This window comes from Bradyrhizobium sp. sGM-13 (assembly GCF_018398875.1).
In the GTDB taxonomy this organism is placed as follows: domain Bacteria; phylum Pseudomonadota; class Alphaproteobacteria; order Rhizobiales; family Xanthobacteraceae; genus Bradyrhizobium.
This window is the reverse complement of record NZ_JAGWDK010000038.1, coordinates 1-15,928: the sequence shown is the minus strand read 5'-3', so window position 1 is coordinate 15,928 and position 15,928 is coordinate 1. Positions and strand designations below refer to the sequence as shown.

13 protein-coding genes and 2 pseudogenes are annotated in these 15,928 nt (G+C 59.0%); 10 read left to right on the top strand and 5 right to left on the bottom strand.

The window, feature by feature from the left end:
• Positions 1–17: 17 nt before the first annotated feature.
• From KJQ96_RS33115 to KJQ96_RS41840, 4 genes are read right to left on the bottom strand one after another with little or no spacing between them, the layout of a single operon-like run.
• On the bottom strand, positions 18–338 hold the full coding sequence (locus KJQ96_RS33115) for a hypothetical protein (RefSeq protein WP_057853293.1): 321 nt from the start codon (positions 336–338) through the stop codon (positions 18–20).
• Positions 320–1,903: a hydantoinase/oxoprolinase N-terminal domain-containing protein gene (locus KJQ96_RS33110; protein ID WP_213290485.1), complete on the bottom strand. Its 1,584-nt coding sequence runs from the start codon at positions 1,901–1,903 to the stop codon at positions 320–322. Before KJQ96_RS33110 ends, KJQ96_RS33115 begins: the two co-directional genes overlap by 19 nt.
• On the bottom strand, positions 1,900–2,976 hold the full coding sequence (locus KJQ96_RS33105; protein WP_213254614.1) for a DUF917 domain-containing protein: 1,077 nt from the start codon (positions 2,974–2,976) through the stop codon (positions 1,900–1,902). Before KJQ96_RS33105 ends, KJQ96_RS33110 begins: the two co-directional genes overlap by 4 nt.
• Positions 2,977–3,019: 43 nt before the next feature.
• Positions 3,020–3,814, bottom strand: coding sequence for an IclR family transcriptional regulator (locus KJQ96_RS41840; RefSeq protein WP_213254616.1), 795 nt, complete (start codon positions 3,812–3,814; stop codon positions 3,020–3,022).
• A 135-nt stretch (positions 3,815–3,949) separates the two neighbouring features.
• On the opposite strand from KJQ96_RS41840, the gene KJQ96_RS33095 reads away from it, so the two are divergent.
• The 6 genes from KJQ96_RS33095 to KJQ96_RS33070 all read left to right on the top strand — a co-directional run bounded on the left by KJQ96_RS33095 (position 3,950) and on the right by KJQ96_RS33070 (position 9,890).
• Entirely contained in the window at positions 3,950–5,575 is a 1,626-nt protein-coding gene (locus tag KJQ96_RS33095) for an ABC transporter substrate-binding protein (RefSeq protein ID WP_213290484.1), read from the top strand.
• Positions 5,576–5,612: 37 nt separating this feature from the next.
• The gene (locus tag KJQ96_RS33090; RefSeq protein WP_213254626.1) at positions 5,613–6,629 is read left to right on the top strand and encodes an ABC transporter permease; all 1,017 of its coding nucleotides are present in this window, start codon (positions 5,613–5,615) and stop codon (positions 6,627–6,629) included.
• The gene (locus KJQ96_RS33085) at positions 6,629–7,516 is read left to right on the top strand and encodes an ABC transporter permease (protein WP_213254628.1); all 888 of its coding nucleotides are present in this window, start codon (positions 6,629–6,631) and stop codon (positions 7,514–7,516) included. Before KJQ96_RS33090 ends, KJQ96_RS33085 begins: the two co-directional genes overlap by 1 nt.
• A complete protein-coding gene (locus KJQ96_RS33080; RefSeq protein ID WP_213290483.1) occupies positions 7,513–8,490 on the top strand; it encodes an ABC transporter ATP-binding protein in 978 nt (325 codons plus the stop codon). The genes KJQ96_RS33085 and KJQ96_RS33080 overlap by 4 nt, the downstream gene beginning before the upstream one ends.
• A complete protein-coding gene (locus KJQ96_RS33075; protein WP_309142503.1) occupies positions 8,477–9,466 on the top strand; it encodes an ABC transporter ATP-binding protein in 990 nt (329 codons plus the stop codon). Before KJQ96_RS33080 ends, KJQ96_RS33075 begins: the two co-directional genes overlap by 14 nt.
• A 121-nt stretch (positions 9,467–9,587) precedes the next feature.
• Positions 9,588–9,890, top strand: coding sequence for a hypothetical protein (locus KJQ96_RS33070; RefSeq protein WP_213254634.1), 303 nt, complete (start codon positions 9,588–9,590; stop codon positions 9,888–9,890).
• A gap of 32 nt (positions 9,891–9,922) precedes the next feature.
• On the opposite strand, the pseudogene glmS reads toward KJQ96_RS33070, so the two are convergent.
• Positions 9,923–11,188: pseudogene (glmS, locus tag KJQ96_RS33065) on the bottom strand (glutamine--fructose-6-phosphate transaminase (isomerizing)); the annotation flags it as partial.
• A gap of 598 nt (positions 11,189–11,786) precedes the next feature.
• On the opposite strand from glmS, the gene KJQ96_RS33060 reads away from it, so the two are divergent.
• The 4 genes and pseudogenes from KJQ96_RS33060 to KJQ96_RS40650 all read left to right on the top strand — a co-directional run.
• Complete coding sequence (locus KJQ96_RS33060; RefSeq protein WP_213290482.1) at positions 11,787–11,969, top strand: hypothetical protein; 183 nt, start codon at positions 11,787–11,789, stop codon at positions 11,967–11,969.
• A gap of 410 nt (positions 11,970–12,379) precedes the next feature.
• Positions 12,380–12,808 (top strand): hypothetical protein, encoded by a 429-nt coding sequence (locus KJQ96_RS42255; protein ID WP_375293228.1) that lies wholly within the window; start codon positions 12,380–12,382, stop codon positions 12,806–12,808.
• A 3-nt stretch (positions 12,809–12,811) separates the two neighbouring features.
• On the top strand, positions 12,812–13,135 hold the full coding sequence (locus KJQ96_RS33055) for a hypothetical protein (RefSeq protein WP_213254636.1): 324 nt from the start codon (positions 12,812–12,814) through the stop codon (positions 13,133–13,135).
• Positions 13,136–13,696: 561 nt separating this feature from the next.
• Positions 13,697–14,050: pseudogene (locus tag KJQ96_RS40650) on the top strand (MFS transporter); the annotation flags it as partial.
• Positions 14,051–15,928 lie beyond the last annotated feature (1,878 nt).

Genomic DNA, 15,928 nt, shown 5'->3' with positions numbered 1-15,928 from the left:
CAGAGCTCAATGCGAGGTCATTCTATCTCATCGCTGACGAAATAGATGTTCTTCGAGCGATCGAGAAACTTGCCATAAAGCTCCTCTCGCAGAGCAACGCCGGCCGGCGATGCCAGATCCTTGTCATGTTGCTCGAGGCTCTTGACTTCGATCCGCTCGATGTACTGCCACGTTGAATTTTCGGCACCCTGGATGGGGCGGCGAATGCGGTGCACCTTGTAGCTCATATAATTGTCGAGGCTGCGCACAAGAGCGTAGTCGCGCTCGCGCACCCATGCCTCGTATTCGGCTGGATCGACCCCAGGCTTTAGCGTGCTGATCAGGAAACGGACTGGCATGCGACTTTCTCCTTGGCTGTTTTCTCAATACGGGTTGACCAAATATCTCCGACGACTTTGACGCGGACGCGCATCGCATTTCCTGGCAGATAGGCGATCGGGGTGTCCTCTGCCTCGACCAAAGCGAGCGAGGCCGGCTCCGCACCGGCCTCCACCGCCCGGGTATCGGCAAGCTTGCGCGCTGAAGCGACGGCCTCATCTCGCGTCAGACCCTGGAAGACCTGGTCGACTTCACCACTGACCTGGGCGATGGCCGCGCCAACTGCATTTGCGCAACCTCCGTGCTGAACGCGGACAACACGCCCGACGCCCTGCAATTCTTCGGGAACAAGAAACGCGCCGCCACCGACCGCGATGAGGGTGACGTCTTCGGCGCCTGTCTTCACCCGATCAACGTTCTCTTCCAGCATCTCCTTGCAGCGGCGCAGAATGCCGTTCACCTCATCGGCAGTTATGTGCGCCACACGCTTACGATCGCCGAGGTCGATCAATCCGGCGGCGACGCCAATGTCAGTTGCCGTCACGCCGTTCCCTCCAAAGACAAGCGCCTCCTTGGACAGGCGATACCCAACACTAAGTGGTCCGATCGTGCCCGCATCAAGATCGACATGGCTGCCGCCCCCAAGTCCGATGGACACGAGGTCCGGCATACGAAACAGCGTCCTGACACCCCCAATATGCACGACCGCGTTGGCCTCACGCGGAAAACCGTTCCGCAGATGGCCAAAATCAGCCGTCGTGCCGCCGACGTCGACCACCACCGCTTCTTTAAGGCCAGAGAGATAGGCCGCCCCGCGCATGGAGTTGGTCGCGCCGGAAGCGAAGCTGAACACCGGGTATGCGGCGGCACGCGAGGCTTCTGCGACGGTGCCATCGTTCTGCGTGACAAAAAGGGGAGCGTTAAGTCCGACCTTTGACTTGGCGTGCTCGAAGGCCGTGATGGTCTCCTCGGCAAGCGCAATGAGAGAGGCGTTAAGAATTGCCGCATTCTCGCGTTCGAGCAAGCCGATCCCGCCGAGCAGATGTGCGCAGGTCACCGACACATCCGGGATTTCCTCGCGCAGGATCGCGGCAACCACTTTTTCGTCAGAAGGGTCGAGTGGAGAGAATAGTGCGTTGACGACGACGTATTTTTGAGCGCGATTGCGGATCTCGCGCGCAATTTGTCTGGCTGCAGCGATATCGAGAGTAGCGAACCTGCGCCCATCGTAATCGTGACCACCTTCGATTTGCCAGACGCCGCCATTGGCGAGCTCAGCAAGGCCAGCCGGCCAATCTGTGAAGGGCGGCAAGGAGCTGGTGGCGGGGAGTGCGATGCGGATCACCGCAACTTTCGTGAGATGGCGACGCTGAACGACCGCATTGATGAAGTGGGTCGTACCGATCATCAGAGCGTCAATGCCGGCCGCAAGGTTGGCACTCAGATGGAGCGCCTCGATGGCCGTAGCCACGCCGCTGGTGACGTCGGCCGTGGTGGCGACCTTCACGCCTTGGACGACCTTTGCGTCGTCGATCAGCACGGCATCCGTGTTGGTGCCACCTACGTCAATACCGATGCGTCTCATGAGCAAAATACCGACTTGAAATCGATGTCATAGCCGAAGGCACGGGGGCCGACATGGTCAAGCCCGCGCGGCGAAAGGAAAACCGGAGCAGCCGGAAGTGCGATCACCGTCGTCCGCTGCCCGTAGCGAATGGTTTCTGTTCCGATTGCTTCGCCAGATTCGCTGTCGAGAACGCAAATGAGGTCGGGCGTCGACACGACCGCCTGCCCATCACGCCACACGACGATCCACTCGTTCTGGAAATCGACCCGAATCTGACTGCCGTGATTCTCGCCAAGCCCCTCGATGACGGTGCGGCCGCGCAGGAAGCCCTCTGTTGTCCGCCGCTCCACCTCAACGACTTTGCCGGAGAACAGGAGCTTGCCCGATTCCGCTTTCAGAATGGCCGCAATCGGATCGGCATGCTGGCGGTTGGCTTCGACGACAGCCCTTCCGAGATTGATGGCCTTGGATGTGGTGCGCGGGATCGCCCATTTCTTCACTTCCGCACCAGTGCGCGGCGCCTTGCAAGTCGCGACAATGGATCCGAATTCTGTGCAAAGCTTGCGGCTCACACGCTCCATCCATTTCCAAGAAGAGGTCTTGCCGACGATCGCCTCATTGCCGCGCGGGTCGATCGATGTCAGCGGATAAGGCGCGAGATTGCCAACCGCAAAGCTCGTCATCTGCGCTTCAGGGTAAGCTCGGCCCATCGCATCGGCATCGACAACCGGAATCTTGAGATGGACAGCAGCAAGCAAAGACTGCATGCCATTGCCCCCACCGATCTCGACCGGCATCACCGCCCTGAACTTGCGGCCAAGATGCTCTTCCATGGCCGAGACGGCGCGAGCGATCAGCCGGCTGTCGACCAGCCGCTCCTGGAAAACGAGCGGAGCGCCCATAATCGAGACGACCGCAACCGCATCGTCATCGTCCAACTCGTCGGGGTCAATGAGATTGATGCGAACGCCGTCATTGTAGAAGCGCCGCAAGTTCAGCAGCGCGTGATACGGACTTCCGCCACCACCCGTTCCGAGAATCCAGGCGCCGACCGAGAGCGCCTCGATATCCTCTGGACTCAATTGCCTCATCTATTGCCTCCAAGCCGCAACCAGTTGCGGCGATAGAAAAAAATCAAGCAGCAGTCGAGCCGCCGCCCAGCACACGGTGCGCACGCTGCGAAAGGAACGGATCCCCGAAGCGACTCGCGATCCGCTGGGCCGCGGTGGTAAGCAGCGTGATCATGCGACTCCTCTCTTCATCGCTCAAATGCGAGGCGGGATAAGAGATACAGAAACCCACCGTTTCGCCGATCTCCGGATCGGCTACGCTTACCGAGATCGAGCCGACGCCAGGGATAGCCTCGTCGGCGGCCTCGGCCCAACCGAACCGACGTGGCTGGTCGAGTGCAGTCAGCAACTGATCGACGCTTTGCGGCGCGCGCGGAGAAGGCGGAATGACACCTTCAGCGTGAAGTGAGCGCACAACATCGTCCGAAAGCCGCGCCAACAGACTGCGACCGAGTGCAGTCGCAAACGCCGGCGCACGCTGGCCAAGCGGAGTAAACACCCGCAAGGCGTGAGAGCCTTGATGCATCCGGATGACCAAAACGTCAGCACCATCAAGGATCGAGACGTAACCCGTGTGTCCCGTCTCTCGACTGATTTCCCTCACAGCCTCATCGACCGCGTCAATCAACGATGAGCTCAGCTTGTAGAGGCGCGAAATCTCAAAAAGCAGATTTCCGACCTTGTATCGCGGCGGATTCTCCGAACGCGACAACAACCCTTCCTGCAGCATCGTTTTCAGCAGTCGAGATGCTGAACTTTTAGGCATCTTCAGCAGCTGCGAGACATCCGTCACCGACACTTCGAGCCTGCCAGGCCCAAAAAGTCTAAGTATTTCCGCAGAATTTTCGATTGCGCCCACTTTTTAATCACCATGTTTCGTATATTGAAACTGAGTTGACAATAGCAGGACGATGACAATAATGCAAGTTATCAATGCAAGCCGTGGCGCACCGGATGACCCGCAAGCTGCGCGCAACGTCGGGAGAGGAATGAGATGAGAAGCGACACGCGCCGTCGGGATTTCTTGAAGTTTGCCGCAACCAGCATCGCGGCCCTCACATTCGCCGGCAAAGCTCGTTTGGCTGCCGCGCAGGAAAAGCGAACGCTGACGGTCGCCTGGGATGCCGACATCGACACGCTTGATCCGGCCTCGTTCAAGACGTCGGCAGGCTACACTGTGCAAGCCAATGTTTACGACAGTCCGCTGATGTGGAAGGTGCAGCCGGTCGCGGGAAAGCCGGGAGTGTCGCAAGCAAAGCCGGGCGAGATCGAGGGCGGCATCGCCCAGTCCTGGTCTTTCGAAAATGGCGGCGCCACGCTAGTGCTGAACATCCGCAAAGGCGTGAAATTACCGAGCGGTCGCGATGTCAACGCAACGACTGTGAAGTATCTCCTCGACCGCGGGCTGCAGTCGCCGGGCTATATGCGCATCCTGTTTCCGCGGCTTCTGGGCGTAACGAACCCTGAGCACTTCAAGGTGCGTGACGAGTTTACGATCGAGATCAACATGCCCTCGCCAAGTCCGATGGCGCTGGACACGATGGCGCTCATGAACAACGCGCTGCTTGATCCGGATGAGGTCAAGACGAATGGGACCGCGGAAGATCCCTGGGCTGCCAATTGGTTGAAGCGAAACACCGCCGGGCTCGGACCCTATCAGCTGGTGAAGAACCAGCCAGGGGTCGAGGTCGTCCTAGAAGCGCAGGCCGATCACTGGCGTGGTCGGCCCTATTTCGATCGGGTGGTCTTCAAATATGTGCCGAACGAAGCCGATCGCGTGCTGCTGCTCAAACGCAAGGCCATCGACATGGTGGTCGGCAGATCAACCCTGTCTCCGCGCAATGTGAAGAGTCTCGCAGCCGAGCCAGGTTTGAAGACCGTCTCCGTGCCGGACACCCTGTGTCACTGGCTTTGCATGAACACGCAGAAGGCGCCGCTTAACAACGTCAAAGTGCGTCAGGCCATCAATTACGCGATCCCGGTCCAGGCCATCATCCCGAGCGTGCTGTATGGTTATGGCACCGAGATGAAGAGCCCTGTGCCGAGTTTGACGCCCGGTTACGATAGCACGATTAGCCACTACAAGTACGACATCACAAAGGCCAAGGAGTTGATGCGCGAGGCGGGCTTTGGCAAGGAGCCGGTTGCGATTGACCTTGCGGTACGCGCTGGGTGGCAGCCGCACGAGCAGGCTTCGATCTGGCTCCAGACCGAGCTGGAGAAGATCGGCTTCAAAGTGAGCATCGTCAAGGAAACCGAGGCCACCTTCCGCCAGATCGCGACCAAAGGCGATCACCAGCTTTCGATCGAGTCGTGGCAGTCTTGGATCAACGATCCCTTCTATCACCTGTTCTTCAACTTCCACAGCACAGCAAAAGGCACCAACACCTCTTTCTATTCCAATCCGGAAGTCGACAAGCTGATCGATGAGAACATGCACGAAACCGACATTGACAAGCGTCTGGCAGCAGCAAAACGCCTGCAGGAGATTATCATCGGCGACGCCGTCTGGGGGCACCTCTGGTACGAGAACTGGACCCGCGTCATGCGATCCGACCTTGTTGGCATTGAGAAGCGCTGGGATAGTTATGAGCGCTTTTTCAGCATGAAGCTCGCCTGAGCACCTCAATTTTCGTCTCAATCGGGAGAGCGCTCCAATGTTTTTTTTCAACTATGTGACGCGGCGGTTTGCGCTGGCTCTGCCGACATTGTTCGGCGTCAGCGTGATCTGCTTCACGCTCACGTACTTGCTTCCTGGCAATCCAGCCATGGTGAAGGCGGGCCCCTTTGCCACGCCAGAACATCTCGCCGAGATGGAACACCAAATGGGATTGGATCGTCCGTTTCCCGAGCAGTACTACCGGTACGTCTCCGGCATCTTCAAAGGCGATCTTGGCGAGAGCGCATCGACGGGACGGCCGGTCTCGCAGGACTTTCTGCAGCGCCTGCCCGCCACTCTCGAGCTCAACCTGGCGAGCCTTCTCATCGCGATCGTGATCGGATTGCCTCTCGGCGTCTTATCTGCGGTGCATCGCGACACGTTGGTAGACCATATCGGACGAGTCGTCGGCATCATGGGGGTCGCGATGCCGAGCTTCTTGACCGGGCTGTTGTTCGTTTACCTCTTCTTTTACGTCCTCGATTTGGCCCCCTCACCTCTTGGACGGCTGGGATCCGGCATAGAACCTCCCGCACACCTCACAGGGCTCTATGTGATCGACTCCCTGATGACCGGAAACTGGACCACCCTGCGATCAAGCCTGCATCAGCTCATGCTCCCTGCAGCGACCCTCGGGCTCAGCGCGATCGCGCCAGTCGCTCGCATGGTGCGCTCCACCATGCTTGAGATTCTCGAGTCCGATTACATCAAGGCGGCGTGGGCGGCCGGATTGCCGCGGCGCACGGTCATCTACAGGGATGCCCTGCGAAATGCGCTGATACCGGTCATCACGATTTCCGGAATCGTTTTTGGATTTCTGATGGCCGGAAATGCGGTGGTGGAGAGCGTGTTCTCATGGCCGGGTATCGGCAACTACGCAGTGACCGCACTGCTCACCAAGGATTCGGCTCCGATCCAGTCATTCATCCTCTTTGTCGCCGTAACGTGTGTCATGGTCAATCTGGCGGTTGATATTGCGTACGGCCTCATCGATCCCCGGATAAGGTTCAGCTGATGTCTTCATCATTGTCTGTGTCCTCCTCAATTTCCAAACCAGTGGCTTCGTCTTTGGTGTGGCAGCGGCTTCAGCGAAATCCAGTTTCGTTTGCGGCACTCTGCGTGATCGTTCTGATCGCAGCGGCTGCGATACTCGCGCCAATCGTGGCGCCCTACGCGCCCGATGCCACCGATCCCGCAGCCTCCCTGCAGCCGCCCTCCTGGCAGCATCCGCTTGGCACTGACGAGTTCGGCCGGGATCAACTCTCGCGGATCATTTTTGCCGCACGCGTCGACCTGCTGGTGGCCTTTGCGGCAACATTGATTGCTGTCACAATCGGAGGCTTGCTTGGAGCGGTCGTAGGATACAGCCGAGGTTGGGCTGATACTCTCGCGATGCGCGTAGTCGACGCTCTCATGGCCTTTCCGGCGTTCGTATTGGCCATGGGCATCACAGCTGGCCTTGGCAATTCCATCACCAATGTCGCAATTGCCATCTCGATCACCCAAATCCCGGCATACTTGCGGCTCACGCGTGGAGAGATGCTTCGGCTTCGCGAAATGGAGTATGCCGATGCAGCACGCACTCTCGGTAATCCAACCTGGAGGATTGTGTTGATTCACTTGCTGCCCAACTGCCTTCCGCCGCTGATCGTACAGGCCACCCTCTCGACGGGTTTCGCGCTTCTGACAATGGCGTCGCTATCGTTTATCGGGCTCGGAATTCAGCCTCCGCAAAGCGAATGGGGCGTTATGACAGCTGAAGGCGCCTCACAGATCGTCACAGGAGAATGGTGGCTCTTCCTGTTTCCTGGTCTGGCGATCATGGTTTCCGTTCTCGCATTCAACCTTATCGGTGATGGACTGCGTGATTTGCTGGACCCGCGCATGAGGGGGCTGAGATGACCGAAATGCTTGAGATCTCGGATCTGACTGTTCATTTTCAGATCAATCAAGGCGCGATTGAAGCCGTCGATCACATTAACCTGACGATTCGCCGAGGCGAGATTCTTGGACTAGTCGGTGAGTCCGGGTCGGGGAAGTCGGTGACGTCTTTCGCCGTCCTGCGCCTGATCCGCCCGCCAGGGCGTGTGGTGTCAGGAAGCGTCCACTTCGACGGCATTGATCTTGGCTCGCTTCCTGCGGAGCAGATGCGCCGAATGCGCGGCGCGAAGATCGCGATGGTCTCGCAAACGCCGCGAACCGCGCTTAACCCGCTCCTGACCGTTGGAAGGCAGATTTCGCGCTTGCTGATGGTGCACGCAGGTTTGTCGACGCGAGAGGCCGAGAAGAGGATGCTGGAGATGCTGCGCCTTGTTCGCATTCCAGCACCAGAGAAGCGGGCCAACCAATACCCGCATCAGCTCTCGGGGGGAATGTGTCAACGCGTCATGATCGCGATGGCGCTTGCAACCTCACCTCAGCTCCTGCTTGCGGACGAGCCCACCACCGGGCTTGACGTGTCGATCGCAGCCAAGATTCTCGATCTTTTACGCGAATTGAGCACCAAGACGGGAGCCGCGATCATGCTCGTTACGCACGATCTGGGCGTCGTTGCCGAAATCTGCGACCGCGTTGCCGTTATGCATGCGGGCCAGCTGGTTGAATGCGCGCCCGTGCGGGACCTGTTCCATAATCCCGCTCATCCATATACGAAGGCGCTCGTCCGATCGATCCCGAGAGTAGATCGGGATGTCGTGCTTGAGCCGATATCGGGCTCGGTTCCTTCATTGATCAACCCGCCCAGCGGCTGCCGTTACGCAGGACGTTGTGAGTGGACGATGGATCGCTGTCGCGTTTCGCGGCCCCCGATGGTCGAGGCCGCTCCCGGCCATGTTGTAGCATGTTATGGATTTGAGGAACGTCGTGGCACTTGTTGAGATTCGTGATCTGCAAATGCACTTTCCGCTGGGCGGGATTGGCGGCACACTCGCGCGCCTACGTGGTCAAGCCGAGCCTGTCTTGCGAGCGGTCGATTCCGTCTCCTTCGACGTAGAGGCCGGCGAAACCCTCGGACTGGTTGGTGAGTCAGGCTGTGGCAAATCGACCGTCGCGCGTTGCCTGGTTCGGTTACTGAAACCGACGGCGGGGTCTGTCCGCTATGCCGGCAAGGAGATCGCGACGCTTGACGCGCAAGCAATGAGGCCATTCCGCCGGGACATCCAAATGGTGTTCCAGGATCCCACCGCGTCCCTCAATCCCAGGCTTTCGGTGAGAAGCATGGTCGAGGAGGCGCTCACGCTTCATACCAAATTTGATGCAAAGGAACGCCGCGCACGGGTCGAAGAGCTCATGCACGAGGTGGGTCTTGGCCGCGATCTTTTGGACAGCTATCCCCACGAGCTTTCGGGTGGCCAACGCCAGCGCGTGAATATTGCCCGGGCGATCGCGACAAATCCTCGCTTTGTTGTTCTCGACGAACCGACGTCCGCACTCGACGTCTCGTTGCGGTCGCGAGCGATTCTCCTGCTGGAGAAGCTGCGCGAACATCTCGGGCTATCCTACCTCTTCATTTCGCACGATCTGGCCACGGTGAAGTACCTCGCGAGCCGCGTTGCAGTGATGTATCTCGGCAGCATCGTGGAATTATCGGACACACGCGATCTGTTCGCGAAGCCCTTGCACCCCTACACGCGAGCGTTATTGGCGGCCGTTCCGGTGCCCGATCCCGACGCAAGGCGGGACGACTTCACATTGGCAGGCGAAATTCCAAGCCCCATTGATGTCGAGACCGGATGCAGGCTGCGCGGGCGTTGTCCATTGGCCAAACCTATCTGCGCAGAAAAACCGCCGTTGAAGGAGATCGCGCCGGGCCGATTCGTCGCCTGTCATCTCGTCTCAGAGCTGTGCCCTTGATTTCAGGTCCGCCATAACAAAGGATGACGATCCATCATGAGGATTGTCCGACTTGTGTTTGCCGCATTGAAGCCGGGTGTCAGTGCGGCAGACTATGAACGCTTCGAGCACGAGCTGGACTATGTCCCATCGCCTCCAATCAAAGACTATCGTGAGCTATCGAACGCACCGCATCACCGAAACCGGTGCTAGCCTATCGGGCGGACCGCGGCACTACGTCGAGCGCATTGAGGTGACCGACCGTGCAGCCTATGAAGCTGAACTTGCCGTTGCCGGCACGGAACTGATCGACGAACTTTACGAGAAATATCTCGATAAATCCAAGACAGTATCGGTCTGGTCAGAGCGCATCGAAGGCGGATCAGGTCCGCATGCGGTCATTTGCGGCGCTGAAACACCATCCCCACTGTACCAAACAAAATAAAACCTGTTCCAGTGACATCTATCTAAGCCCGCCTATTCTACGGTCACCGCTTTAGCAAGATTGCGCGGCTGATCCACGTTGGTGCCCATCACCACCGCGGTATGATAGGCTAAAAGCTGCATCGGAATGTCATAGACCATCGGCGTAAAGGTTGCCGGCATGTCTGGCAGCACGATGGTCACGAGCGGGTCTACGATCGCCTCCCTCGCGCCTTTTGCATCGGTCATCAGGATAATATTGCCGCCTCTTGCTGCAACTTCCTGCATGTTTGAGACGGTCTTTTCGAACACCCCGTCATAGGGCGCGATGACGACCACAGGCATGGTCTCGTCGATCAACGCAATCGGGCCGTGCTTGAGCTCGCCGGCGGCATAGCCTTCGGCGTGGACACAAGAGATTTCCTTCAGCTTCAGCGCGCCTTCCAGCGCCAGCGGGAACGAGGTGCCGCGGCCGAGATAGACGACGTTGCGACATTTCGCCATGTCGCGCGCGAGCTTTTCGATTTGGGGCTCGGTGGCGAGCGCGGTTGCCATCAGCCTCGGAATCTCGATCAACCTCTGCACGAGCCTGGTCTCCTCGGCGTCGGACAATTCACCGCGCGACTTGCCGGCGGCGACCGCGAGCGCGGCGAGCACCATCAGCTGGCAGGTGAACGCTTTGGTCGAGGCGACGCCGATTTGGGGCCCGGCCAGCGTCTGCAGCATGGTCTCGCTCTCACGCGCAATGGCCGAGGTAGGCACGTTGACGACTGAGAGCGTATGGAGCCCTTGCGCCTTGACGTAGCGGAGCGCGGCCAGCGTGTCGGCCGTCTCGCCCGATTGCGAGATGAAGATGGCAAGATCGCCTTTGCGCAGCGGCGCCTCGCGGTAGCGGAATTCGGAGGCAACATCGAGCTCGACTGGGACGCGGGCCAGACGCTCGAACCAATATTTGGCGACATAGCCGGCATAGCTCGAGCTGCCGCAACCCGTGATCGATATGCGGCCAATGTCGTTGAAGTCGAATGGCAGTCTCTGCGGCAACGCGATGCGCTCGGCGGCCACGTCGACATAGCGCCGGAGTGTATGGCCCACCACTTCCGGCTGCGCGTGAATTTCCTTGGCCATGAAGTGACGATAATTCGCCGTTTTGACCAGGAACGACGAGCCCCCTGATTTCACCACCTCGCGATGGGCAACGGCGCCTTGCGCGTTAAAGATCACGCTGGTCTTGCGGGTGAGCACGGCCCAATCGTCGTCCTCGAGATAGGTGATGGTGTCGGGGAACGGCGCAAGCGCAATCGCATCCGAGTCCAGATACGTCGCAACACCCGCAGACTCAGAGCCGCGATAATCCGCCGCTTCAGCGAAGCGACGAGTTGGTCCGCGACCGCAGCGCGTCCCAAAATGCCGACAATCCCGCACACGTAGATCAATCTCCCCCATTAGCTGCACTTGAACGATATCGTCGTCCCGCTTGAAAATGTGGGCGGCAAGCTAACGTCGCGCTGTCCGTCAGATTGATCATGCCTTACCATTTATGTGTTGAGCCACAGGCAGGCAATTAGCATGCCAGCACGCAGTGAATGATGATGTTCTGCTTTTCGAGACGCGGCCGTTGACCTTACAACGCGTATCGGGTCCGCGATACGCCGTTGGAAGGATCGCGGCGATTGATCGGCTGCCTGGTTCGGATCGCGCTAAGCGTGACGCCCGCAGCAATTGCATCGCGCTTCGCGCCGGCCGATACGCCCGGAACTTGGCTTAGATCGAGCGCAATTTTAAAGACTGCAATCGAGAACACTGTGCTCTGGCCGGCTGGACAAGGATGAACGCCTGTCACCGTAATAAAGGGCGGAACGAGGGAGGCCGGCCGGTTCAGGCTTCGCGAGGTCATCGCGCTAAAGTTCAAACGCAGATGGCGGAAGAAAAGCGCGCAGCACTATTCGTCCAGTACGTGTTGATCATTGCCCGGAAGGCGAAGCCGCGATTGAGCCTCTCGCCGGACATCTCCATCTTTCGCCTATCTCGCCGCCCCGTTAAGCTCAATTACCTGCTCGACGCTAGCAAGATGTCGGCTCTGTATGACGAGATCTCGTAGAGGGACTCTAGGCCGATGGAGCTGGTCAGGAACAGCTGCCAGAAGTGGCCGGTGAGCTGAGGGACCGCTCTACCCGACGCGGCGCCTCGGGGTTCTCCGATAAGTCCCTGCTTGTACTGCATCAACTCGCCCCCATCCTGCCTGCGTGTTGTCGTGTTCAGCCGTGTCCGGCTGAAGACGGCTATGTGCGGAACCCGACAGGAAGGCGCAAGTAGTTCCACCGGCGCGTCGCCAAGAACATGGTTTTTCCCCTCTGCAACCAAGCTCGCACAACCTCTTTTGTGGCACGCCGATTGCTGGGACACGGTGGGATACACTACGACCACGGCCGTCTCGCAGAGGCGGCCTCGGAGTTCAGATGAAACTCGCTCGATCGATCCAAATCAATGCCATAGACGCTGCACTGTTGAATGCGGTCCCGCCGATTGAAGCTTGGCAGCATGCTTCGCGGGTGCCGCTGTCGTTCGTCCAGCACGGGCTTTGGCACGAGTCGCGCGGTGAAGTACCTCGCGAGCGGCGTTGCAGTGATGTATCTCTGCAGCGTCGTGGAGATGTCTGACACACGCGATTTGTTCGCGACGCGCTTGCACCCTTACGCGAGCCTGACCGGTCGCCGTTCCGTGCCCGATGCCGACGCAAAGCGAGACGACTTCACGTTAGCCGGCGAAATCCCAAGCTCTGTCGATTTCGCGCCCGGATGCAGGCTGCGCGGGCGTTCTCCCCATCTGAGCAGAAAGACCGCCCTTGAAGGAGCTCGCGCCCGGCCGATTTGTCACCTGTCATCTTGGCTCAGAGCTGGTCGCTTGATTTCTGGTCCGTCACAACAAGGAGAAGGATGAATTATGGCTGTTGTCCGATTTGTATTTGCCGCATTAAAGGCGGGTGTCAGCGCGGCAGACTATGAACGCTTCGAACGCGAGGTGGACTATGTCACCGCCGCCAAAATGAAAACTATCGTCAACTATTGTACGCACCGCATCACCGAAACCGGAGCTGGCTTATCGGGCGGCCCGTGGGATTATGTCGAGCGCATTGAGGTGACGGATCGCGCGGCCTATCAAGCTGAATTGGCTGTGGTCGGCAAGGAAATGCTCAACGAACTCTACGAGAAGTATCTCGACAGATCCAAGACAGTGTCGGTCTGGACGGAACGCATCAAACCATGAGTTTGGCCGGCGCGGGCTTCATCGGAAAGCTCGCCCTCGTCATCGGTTCGTCCTCGGACGCCCGGCTCGCGCGTGAATTCGCGCGGCTCGGAGCGCATGTGGCCGTCGACTGTCGGTCCAATTTCGAAGCTGCGCAGTAAGTCGTCAGGGGCCAGTCGGCGGAAGGGACATGCGGCGAGCGCCTTTTGCTGCCGCTGCAGTCCACAGGTTGCCACCGATGCGGCCGAGCAGCTCAGGATGGTTGCGATCCTCGTCAACAATGCGCGATCATTTACCGACACTTCATTCCTTGAATGGAGGAGCGCAGTGGGATGCGGTATTGGCTATAACCTCAAGGCACGATCCTGCTCGTGTAGCGCTTTCGCCGGCAATGATACCGCAAGGCTTGGGCGGGGTGCTCGATATCGGCGCCAGGGATCGGTCCGATCGCATTCGAATCTACGATCCAGCACCATATCGTTTCTGGTCCGAACCTAATGAACCATGAATTTCGCCCGCCTGAACGGCGCGTCAGTGTCGTCAGCAGGTCGTCGGAGGCGAGCGCGGAGATCGCGGTATGCGAGCACTCCAGGCCGCCGGTCGGGATCACTAGCTTGTCTTTGGCCTTACTTGTTCCAGTCCTCCAGCCAGCCGGTCGCGTCTTTGTCGCGGCGCTCGTGGGCTACGTGCTGAACGAATCGATGCCGGACGAGTAGTAGCCGCCTGGGCTGGCGCATCCCGTTCTTTCTCGGTTGCCTAATCATTCCGCTTATCTTCTGCCTGGGCCGCACGCCGGAGGAAACGCCGGAATTTCTGGCGATGAAGAAGCATCCCACGGCCCGCGAGTCTTTGCCCTAGGCACTCGCCAACTGGCGGATCGTCATCCTCGGCATGATGATCGCGATCCTGACCACAACGACCTTCTATTTCGTCAGTAAGCACCCGCGTCTCCAAACACGATCTCGCAGTCGTGCAGCTCTCAACGGAGAAGCGACCATGGAAAGCTCCAGCCCATCGTTGAATGATTCGAGCTATCGAACTTGCCGAAGTGCGTTCAAGAGATGGGAGCAATCGTGCCAAGAATTGATCCAAGCCTTTCCGAAGAATACGGTTGAGTGGAGTTGGCGGCTTGATGCTTACTGTCCGACTTGAGACAACAAGCGTCTTTAAGCCGACAGGTCCTGCTGCAAGTATTGGGAAGCAAATTTGGGATACCTTGCTGACGGCCCGTCGCACGCGAACTGACGGCTGTCGTGGAACCACACTGTGAGCCAGGAATCATCGCGCTCGGCGCCGGCTCATCCGGCGCAACCTTCGATAGGAGCTTGCCGCGGGGCGGGCCGCCCGTCACCTCCGGGCGCGAACATAGGGTCTAGTGGGCGTTTCTCAGCCTGGCACGCCCCTTTCTCTTTCAACACAGCATCAACACGACGCTCCCTGATTTAGGTTCGGACCCCGCGTCGCTTGGACCGGCATCGCGTGCGTGGGATCTGGGACAATACACGCGCGAAACGAAATCGAACGGTTGGGCGGCCTCGATCGACTGCCTGACCCACCAATGGGCGAAGTGCGCGAGCTGAAATCCAGCGTTGCGATCATAGGGAGAAGAGTTGGGATGCATCTTGTGCTTGTTATCAATGGCGGGCGCCGATCCACCTCTTCAACGCCTTCGGGCCTTCCAAGGCAATTGCTGCATTTGCGTGGCTGTTGGTGCAGGTGATGGTGATACCGAGCGCCCCTGGACCTGCACAAGCTAGCATTCCGCCTAACGGAGGTGCCGTTAATCCCGCCGATTCTGAGGACCTCGATGCGGATTACAGGTCCGCGAACGCTCGCTCATTGCCAGCCGGGCATTGTCGCGTCACGCACTCGGGCCTCAGCAGTGTTGGGATTGGCTCAGAATACGCCGAGGTTGTTAACGAATTCGGCTGCGCAGGCGCCCTCAGCTCGAGAGAGATCCTCGGAGGCATCACGTTTCACGTCTTTGCTTGGAACGCGGGGCAGGTTCTGGCACTGTTCGCTAACCGGAGGCTTTTGGTTGCGTCGCGGTCCGACAAATGATTCAGTATGGGGCCCGACTGAAGCGCCGGGCTGCTTGTGAACTCGCGCTCACAGTTAAGCAATGAAGCGGACCGATTTTATCCGTCATCCATGCCGCGATAGCAAGGGCTGTTGCGTTGTTGGAGGGCGAACCCGCGCCATTCGTCACGGGCTCAGGCTCGCCAGACCAGTCGAGTTACGATCAGCTCCGTCGCCGAATCTATCTTTTTACCCGCCCAAGGCTGATAGCATGGTGACCAATGGGCGGATGAAGACTTCAAGTTCATAATGCGCTTGCACAACGTGCTGCCAAGCATCTCTCAGACGAAGACAAATCTCACCCTACACGGCGTGAACTACACGGCCACTATTGGGCCGCCCGGCTTAGAGCACGAGATTTTTCTCCGAAGAAACTGACAAGCCCACCCACCAATCCAGGTAGGTGCCTCTAAGACTTTTCGCCGATACGACTTGGCGGCAAGGGAAGCGAGGTGGCCAGCTTTGCTGAGGGGTGAGCCGGCCACCGAAGTTAGCGGCGCGTGGTAGGGACAGCGCTTCCTCGGTCCACCACGGAGCGCCGAGGCACGTCGCCGCCAACTTCAATGGCCAGCGCGGGCGCGGTAGGGACAGCGTCGGCCTCTCTCAAGTCAAGGCGCCGAGTCCCGATCGCGCTGCCCCAGACGCAAGGTGGATCGGCCCGATAGCTAGATTAGCGTTTGCTTGGTTCGAATCATATCAGGCGGCGTCGGCGAGTTTGTAGGACCACGTGTGGAT